The 1,462-nt window shown below is 58.5% G+C and carries 1 protein-coding gene; it reads right to left on the bottom strand.

What is annotated here, in order from left to right:
- Positions 1–32: 32 nt before the first annotated feature.
- Positions 33–1,229, bottom strand: coding sequence for an IS110 family RNA-guided transposase (locus B9Y90_RS26095; protein WP_085543171.1), 1,197 nt, complete (start codon positions 1,227–1,229; stop codon positions 33–35).
- Positions 1,230–1,462 lie beyond the last annotated feature (233 nt).

Below are 1,462 nucleotides of genomic sequence, written 5' to 3'. Positions count from 1 at the left end.
GGGGGGTGCCCCTATTAAGTTGTCAAGCATGCTTATGATGCCGCAGGGGTATAAAAAGTACCGTCACGCATCATGGCGAACAGAACGTCACAGCGGCGTCTTGCCAGGGCGATAAGTGCCTGATTGTGTCGCTTTCCCTGGCTCATTTTGCGTGTGTAGTAAGCCCTGGAGATCGGATCCCTGAGCGCGGCGAAGGCTGACAGGAACAGCGCCCGTTTGAGGGTTTTATTGCCTCGTCTTGACGGGTGTTCGCCACGTATCGACGAACCGGAGCGCCGGGTTACCGGCGCAAGGCCAGCATAAGCAGCAAGATGTGCGGCAGAGGCAAAGGCGCGACAGGCGACCTCCGTGAGGAGTCTGGCTGCGGTCCTGACACCGACTCCGGGCATGCTGGTCAGGACCGGATAAAGAGGGTGAGCAAGGACCCGCTGCTCTACCTCAAGGGCCACCTCGTCTCTTTGCTTACGCAGTGTTATGAGCTGGAGTGCCAGGCGTGGGAGGACGATGACAGCAGCATTCGTGCCGGGAACGATGACGGTTTGCTCGCTCAGAGCCTGGGTGATGTCAGCAGCAATGCGCTTTCCCAGACGGGGCGCGAGTTTGCTGAGTTGGGTTGCCAGCTTCTTCTCACCCAGCGAGGCGAGTTTTTCGGGCGAGGGATATCGCTGGAGCAGATCGAGCACGGCCGGGTGATCCAGTCTCGGGCCGAGAACGCGCTCCAGAGCCGGATGTATCTGGGTCAACAGACCGCGGATACGGTTGCTGGCCTGCGTTGTCTGTGCGGCAAGATCATCATCGAAGCCGCAGAGCATGGAGAGCTCGGCGATGTGCTCGTCAGCCAGCTTCAGCGTGCGTAGTGCGTGAGGCAGAGTACGGGCAGCTTCGGCGATGATAGCTGCATCGCGGGCATCAGTTTTGGCTTCACCGGCGTGTAAGTCGGCGATACGGCGCATTGCCAGCCCGGGAAGGTATCCGACAAGGACGCCTTCAGAGCGGGCAACGGTGACAGGTAACGCACCGATGGTGGCGGGCTGGTCAACAACCAGCAGTATCTGACCATGCTGTTTCAGGTCAGAGATCAGCGCTCTGAGTTTGTTTTCGTCGTTGGGTAATGCTTTATCGAACAAGCGCTTACCTGAACGATTAACGGCAACGGCGTGATGGGTATCTTTACCGACATCAACGCCAATAAAGACCTGGACTGATTCGTAATCGCTGGATTCGGTCATTCTGTCTCCCTGTTTATACGGGTTAACCAGATAACCTCGGGGAGCAGGTACCGGCATCCACGTTACAGACGGCCCCGGCAAAAGTGCCTGGCCTGACCCCTATTAGCGGTTACCAGCGCCCCACCAGACCCGGTGACATCCCCCCCCGGATCATGGACGACTGGGGGCAGTAATCATGCCGGGTCTGGCTGGCTAACACCCCCAGTATAAGGGGGACGAATAAAGTAACGGGG

Source organism: Cedecea sp. NFIX57 (genome assembly GCF_900177785.1).
GTDB lineage: Bacteria > Pseudomonadota > Gammaproteobacteria > Enterobacterales > Enterobacteriaceae > Cedecea > Cedecea neteri_C.
The sequence above is the reverse complement of the archived record's forward strand: the minus strand, read 5'-3'. Positions and strand labels throughout refer to the sequence as shown.